The sequence below is a fragment of the Pseudonocardia pini genome, assembly GCF_013870575.1.
In the GTDB taxonomy this organism is placed as follows: domain Bacteria; phylum Actinomycetota; class Actinomycetes; order Mycobacteriales; family Pseudonocardiaceae; genus Pseudonocardia; species Pseudonocardia pini.
The window spans coordinates 1-6,326 of record NZ_JACBXB010000292.1 but is presented as its reverse complement, the minus strand read 5'-3'; the positions used below and the strand labels follow the sequence as shown (position 1 = coordinate 6,326).

At 73.8% G+C, this 6,326-nt stretch carries 6 protein-coding genes; 2 read left to right on the top strand and 4 right to left on the bottom strand.

The window, feature by feature from the left end:
* Window positions 1–144 precede the first annotated feature (144 nt).
* From H5J29_RS17245 to H5J29_RS17235, 3 genes are all read right to left on the bottom strand, one after another.
* Window positions 145–573: a nitroreductase/quinone reductase family protein gene (locus H5J29_RS17245; RefSeq protein WP_181781976.1), complete on the bottom strand. Its 429-nt coding sequence runs from the start codon at window positions 571–573 to the stop codon at window positions 145–147.
* A gap of 129 nt (window positions 574–702) precedes the next feature.
* The gene (locus H5J29_RS17240) at window positions 703–1,146 is read right to left on the bottom strand and encodes a DUF6918 family protein (protein ID WP_312858277.1); all 444 of its coding nucleotides are present in this window, start codon (window positions 1,144–1,146) and stop codon (window positions 703–705) included.
* A gap of 187 nt (window positions 1,147–1,333) precedes the next feature.
* Window positions 1,334–3,421 carry a RecQ family ATP-dependent DNA helicase gene (locus tag H5J29_RS17235; RefSeq protein WP_181781975.1) on the bottom strand — a complete coding sequence of 696 codons (2,088 nt, stop codon included), beginning with the start codon at window positions 3,419–3,421 and terminating at the stop codon, window positions 1,334–1,336.
* A gap of 142 nt (window positions 3,422–3,563) precedes the next feature.
* Here H5J29_RS17235 and H5J29_RS17230 point away from each other — a divergent pair, with 142 nt between their 5' ends.
* Window positions 3,564–4,439, top strand: a complete 876-nt coding sequence (locus tag H5J29_RS17230) for an AAA family ATPase (protein ID WP_181781974.1) — start codon at window positions 3,564–3,566, stop codon at window positions 4,437–4,439.
* 12 nt (window positions 4,440–4,451) lie between these two features.
* Window positions 4,452–5,900, top strand: a complete 1,449-nt coding sequence (locus H5J29_RS17225) for a vWA domain-containing protein (RefSeq protein ID WP_181781973.1) — start codon at window positions 4,452–4,454, stop codon at window positions 5,898–5,900.
* On the opposite strand, the gene H5J29_RS17220 is transcribed toward H5J29_RS17225, so the two are convergent.
* Window positions 5,861–6,326: MerR family transcriptional regulator (locus H5J29_RS17220; protein ID WP_181781972.1), on the bottom strand; the 466-nt coding region annotated here is incomplete at its 5' end. The two genes, H5J29_RS17225 and H5J29_RS17220, sit on opposite strands and share 40 nt — an antisense overlap.

Below are 6,326 nucleotides of genomic sequence, written 5' to 3'. Positions count from 1 at the left end.
CTCGGAGGGTGGGCGGCGGCGGGCCGTCCGCATGCCGCCGACCTGCGGATCCTCGCCGTGCCGAGCGGTGCGGACCTGCCGGGGGACGGCGTCGTCGTGGAGAAGGAGCTCAGCAGGCTCGTCGTCTCCCCGGCCTGACCCGGGTCAGGTGGGGATGAGGCGCACCAGGGGGATCTCGCGGTCCGTGCGCCTCTGGTAGCCCGCGTAGTTGCGGTAGCGACCGGCGATCCGGGCCCAGAGCTCCGGGCGCTCCTCCGGCCCCACGATCTCGGCGCGCATCGGCCGCTCGGGCCCGCCGCGGACCGAGACCCGGACGGCGGGCTCGGCGCGCAGGTTGAGGAACCAGGCCGGGTGCCGGTCGTCGCCACCCCGTGAGGCGACGACGACCAGCGTGTCCGCCTCGGTGACCGGCGCGGTGAGCAGGACCGACCGCGGTTCGCCGGTGCGGCGGCCGACGGTCGTCAGCTCCACGACGGGCATGTCGCCCGCCGCGTAGCCCACGCGCCCACCGGTCACCTTCAGCAGGGCCCGGTGCACGGCGTTCATGCCCTTCAGGAAGCGATCGGTCGGCACGAGCCGCAGGGTAGCCGCACGCGCGGTGGACCCTGTCGGTGGACCTGGACCGCCGTGGCGGTCGGCCGCGGGCCCCTCGCGGAGGCCTGACCCCGAGGGCCGGGCGGCCCCGTCGCCGCCCGGGCCCGGTCAGCCCGCGTGCTTCTCGATCACGCTGCCGAGGCGGGGGAGGGCCTCCACCACGTTCTTCTGCGCGTTCGGGCGCAGCTTGGCGTAGGCCTTCTTCAGCGCGTCCGACGACGAGCCCTCGGCCCGCCGGTCGGTGACGGCGAGCAGGGCGTCGGCGGCCTCGCCCTCGCGGCTGACGAGGTAGCTGCCGAAGTCGGCGGCCGGGTTGGCCTTGTACTCGGCGTAGAAGGGCTGCAGGGCGCCTGCGAACTGGGGGAGCATCCGGTCCACCGCGGCCGGGACGACACCCGGGCGGATCTTGGTCACGGTCTGGAAGCCCAGCTTCACCGCGGCGCCGGACATCCCGCTCTTGTCCTTCACCTCCTGCCCGACCAGCTCCTGCAGGTCGGCGACGACGGCCGGGCGGCGGGCCGGGTCGGTCAGGATCGTCTCGAGATCACTCACGGGGGCTCGTCCTTCCTCTCGCGGCATCGGGGTGCCGCGGATCCGACGGGGAACGGCGCGAAGGTAGTACACCGATGTGATTCCGCCTGCAGCCCCCATCGCACGACGCCCACCGCCCCGTGCGTTATGGAGCCCACACCTGTCGTCTCCGATCCCGCAGACGACAGGTGTGGCTCCATGACGCGCCTCAGCCGGCGAGGGCCAGGGCGAGGGGGAGGACGGCCGGGGCGCCGGCCCGGCGGAGCGTGCGGGCCGCCACCGTCATGGTCCAGCCGGAGTCCACGACGTCGTCGACCAGCAGGACCGGACCGCCCACGCCGGACAGGTCGGGGGCCTCACCGAGACCCGACCACACCGCCGCGAGCCGCTGCGCCGAGTTCTCGTGCGCCCCGGGCCGGTCGCCGACCGGGGCGAGCGTGCCGAGCAGCGGGAGCCGCCCGATCTCGGAGATCCGCCGGGCCAGGTGCTCCAGCTGCCCCGGCCGGGTGCGGGAGCCGATCCCGACCACACCGACCGGGCGTTCGGCCCAGTCCCACCCGGCGAGGACGCGGACCACCGCGTCGAGCAGGTCCTTCGGGACCGGCTGGTCCGGGCCCGTGAGCAGCTCGCGCAGCCGGGTGCCCCAGCCGATGTCCGACAGCCGCCCGACGGCCCGACCGGGCTCCGCCAGCTCGTCCGCCTTCAGCCGGCCGGACACGGGCACGGCGAGCTCCTTCATGCCGCTGGGCCACATCTTGCGCGGTGCGAGCTCCACACCCGGCTTCCGGAGCCGTTCCGCCGCGGCGGAGGCGGCCTCGGCGGAGACCTCCGGCGACCAGACGGAGTCACTGCAGACATCGCACCGGCCGCACGGGGTGGGGTCGGGGTCGTCCAGTTGGCGGCGCAGGAACACCAGCCGGCACTCGGTGGTCGTCAGGTAGCCCAGCATCGCCTGCTGCTCGGCCTTGCGGGCGGCGGCTATCCGCTGGTGTCGCTCCCGGTCGTACACCCACTCGGCGCCGGTGCCGATCCAGCCGCCCTTCACGCGCTTGGCGGCGCCGTCCGAGTCCAGGACCTTGAGCAGCATCTCCAGCCGGGTGCGGGAGAGGTCCACCCGCGTCTCCAGCGCCGCCGTGGACAGCGGCTGGTCGGACAGCGCGGCCAGGGTCTGGCGGACCAGCGGCTCGGCGGGGAAGGCGAGCGAGGCGAAGTACGCCCAGATCTCCCTGTCCTCCTGCCCCGGCAGCAGCACCACCTCGGCGCGCTCCAGCGCACGCCCGGCACGCCCGATCTGCTGGTAGTAGGCCACCGGCGAGGACGGCGCCCCGAGATGCAGCACGAACCCCAGGTCGGGCTTGTCGAACCCCATCCCGAGCGCGGACGTGGCCACCAGGGCCTTCACCCGGTTCGCCAGCAGGTCCGCCTCGGCGTCGAGGCGCTCCTCCGCGTCCGTCTTCCCGGTGTAGGCGCGCACGGCGTGCCCGCGCTCGCGCAGGAACTCGGCGACCTCCTCCGCGGCCTGCACCGTGAGCGTGTAGACGATCCCGGCGCCGGGCAGCTCGTCCAGCCGCGAGGCCAGCCACGCCAGCCGCTCGGCCGGGGACTTGATGTCCACCACCGAGAGCCGCAGCGACGCCCGGTCCAGCGAGCCGCGCAGCACCAGCGGCTCGCCCGACTGCAGGCCCAGCTGTTCGGTGACGTCGGTGACCACGCGGTCGTTCGCCGTGGCCGTGGTGGCGAGCACCGGGATCCCGGCGGGCAGCTCGGCGATCAGGTTCCGCAGCCGCCGGTAGTCCGGCCGGAAGTCGTGCCCCCAGTCCGACACGCAGTGCGCCTCGTCCACCACGAGCATCCCGGCGGTGCGGGTCAGCTCCGGCAGCACCCGGTCCCGGAAGTCCGGGTTGTTGAGCCGCTCCGGGCTCACGAGCAGCACGTCCACCTCGCCGGCCGTGATGTCGGCGTAGGTCTGCTCCCACTCGTCGAGGTTCGCCGAGTTGACGGTGACGGCCACGATCCCGGCCCGGGTGGCCGCGTCGATCTGGTTGCGCATCAGCGCCAGCAGCGGCGAGACGATCACCGTGGGCCCGGCGCCCTGCTCCCGCAGCAGGGCCGTGGCCAGGAAGTACACCGCGGACTTGCCCCAGCCGGTGCGCTGCACGACGAGCGCGCGCCGGTGCTCGGCGACCAGGGCGTGGATCGCGGTCCACTGGTCCTCCCGCAACCGGGCACCCTCACCCGCGAGGGTCTGCAGCAGCTCCTCGGCGCGGGAGCGGAGATCGGGCTCTGTCGTCGTCACGCACCCATGCTCCCCTGCACCCCCGACAGTCCCGGATCCCGCCCGTGACTCGTCCCCATGTGACGCACCACTCACCCGGAAACTGAACGTCCGATCGGTTTACCACTGGGCGTATTCGGGGTGCACCAGGCACGATGAACGTGTGAAGGCCACCCAGTCACCGCTCTTCGGTTCGGTCGACGAGGTCACCGAGCGCCTGGCGGGCGTCGGCTACCTCGCGTCGACGGCCGTCGCGACGACCGTGTACCTCGCCGACCGGCTCGGCAAGCCCCTCCTGGTGGAGGGCCCCGCGGGCGTCGGCAAGACCGAGCTGGCCAAGGCGGTCGCCGCCGCCACCGGCTCCGGGCTCGTCCGCCTCCAGTGCTACGAGGGGATCGACGAGGCACGGGCGCTCTACGAGTGGAACCACGCCAAGCAGCTGCTCCGGATCACCGCGGGCCAGGGGAACGAGGACTGGGACGCCACCCGGGACGACGTCTTCTCCGAGGAGTTCCTGCTCCCGCGCCCGTTGCTCACCGCGATCCGCCGGGACGAGCCCACCGTCCTGCTGATCGACGAGATGGACAAGGCGGACGTCGAGGTCGAGGGCCTGCTCCTGGAGGTCCTGTCGGACTACCAGGTCTCCATCCCCGAGATGGGCACGGTCACCGCCACCCGCAAGCCCTTCGCGCTGCTCACCTCCAACTCCACGCGCGAGCTGTCGGAGGCGCTCAAGCGCCGCTGCCTGTTCCTGCACCTCGACTTCCCCGATGCGGACCTCGAACGCCGGATCGTGCTCAGCAGGGTCCCCGAGCTCCCCGGGGCACTGGTCGACGCGCTGGTCCGCACGGTGCGCGTGCTGCGCGCGATGGAGCTGCGCAAGGTCCCCTCGGTCGCCGAGACCATCGACTGGGGCCGCACCCTGCTGGCCCTGGGCATGGACACGCTCGACGACGACGCCGTCCGGACCACCCTGGGCGTCGTCCTGAAGCACCAGTCGGACCAGGTCAAGGCGAACGCGGAGCTTCGGCTGAACTGAGGGAGCACGGACATGGGCGCGGTCAAGGGCGGGGTCAACGGCATCGAGGTGCCGGAACACGGCCTGCCGGGCCATCTCGTCGCGTTCGTCGGGGCGCTGCGGACCCACGGGGTCTCGGTCGGCCCGGGCGAGACGGTCGACGCCGCGGAGGTCGTCGCGGCGCTGGACCTGCTGCGCCGCCGTGAGCTGCGCGAGGGCCTCGCCTCGGCGCTGCTGCGCCGCTCCGGGCAGCGCGCGGTGTTCGACACCCTCTTCGACCTCTACTTCCCGCCCGCGCTCGGCGCGGCCACCGGCGGCTTCGAGGTCCCCCGCGTGGAAGGCGAGGACGGCGAGCCCGGGCCCGTCGACGTCGACGCGCTGCGGGAGCTGCTCGCCGAGCTGCTGAAGAACGGGGACGAGGAGAAGCTCCGCGAGCTCGCCCGCGCCGCCGTGGACGCGCTCGGCAACGCCGGCGCCGCCGGGACGGGCGTCCAGGGTGCGAACCGGCAGCCGAGCTGGTCCGCCTACCAGGCGCTGCGCCTGATGTCCCCGGAGACGCTCCTCGCCCAGATCATGGACGGGCTGCGCCAGGACGGGGACGACGACTTCACCGACGAGGTCCGCCGCCGCGAGATCCGGGACCGCATCGCGCAGTTCCGCAAGCTCGTGCAGGACGAGGTGCGCCGCCGCTCCGCCGAGCAGCGCGGCCGCGACCAGGTGGCCAAGACCGCCGTGCCGAAGCAGGCCGAGCAGGTCGAGTTCCTGTCCGCCTACGCGGAGCAGCTCACCCAGCTCCGGCGCACCGTGCACCCGCTCGCGCGCAGGCTGGCGAGCCGGCTCGCGGTGCGCCGCAAGCACGCCAAGCGCGGCACCCTCGACATGCGCCGCACCCTGCGCCGGTCGATGTCCACCGGAGGCGTCCCGATGAAGCCCGCCTACCGGACCCGGCGGCCGGGGCGGCCGGAGCTGGTCATCCTGTGCGACGTCTCGGGGTCCGTCGCCGGGTTCTCCCACTTCACGTTGTTGCTGGTCCAGGCGCTGCGTGAGCAGTTCTCCAAGGTCCGGGTGTTCGCGTTCGTGGAGAAGACGGACGAGGTCACGCACCTCTTCGAGCCGGGTGCCGAGCTCTCGGGTGTGATGCAGCGGGTGCTGCGCGAGGCCGACCTCACGGCCTTCGACGGGCACAGCGACTACGGCCACGCGCTCGGCAGCTTCGCCGAGCACTGGGGCGAGGCGATCACGTCGAAGACCTCGCTGCTGATCCTCGGGGACGCCCGCACGAACTACCGGGACCCGAACCTCACCGTCCTGCGCCGGGTCGTCTCGCAGGCGCGGCACGCGCACTGGCTCAACCCCGAGCCGCGCAGGCAGTGGGGGACGGGGGACTCCGCCGCGACGCGCTACGCGGAGGCCATCCCGATGCACGAGTGCCGCACCGCGGGTCAGCTGGCGGACGTCGTCGAGGGCCTGCTCCCCGTCTGAGCCGGGTCGATGATCGCGGCGAGGACGCTCCCGGCGCGGAGCAGCGCGAGCGTTCGGCGTCCCAGGGCGTCGAGCCGGGCGGCCAGCGCCTCGAGCGGATCGCCCACCTCCTGCCACTCGCGGACGGCGGCGAGGGAGCGCCGGACCTCGGGGATGCGGTACCCGGCGGCCCGCAGCGCCGCGGTGATGCGAGCCTCCCGGATGGCGGGCAGGGGATAGCGTCGCGCCGATCCCGCACTCGTCGCCACGCGCTCGGGGGTCACGAGGCCCTCCTGCTCCCAGAAGCGGAGCGTCGACGCGCGGACCCCGAGCGCGCCTGCCAGCTCGGTGATGGTCATCGCGTCCCCGGCGGCCGACGGGGCGTCGGTCGCGGTCTCGGCCCGGATGGCCCGCAGCGCCTCCTGGGCCGCCAGCGCCTCGGCCCGC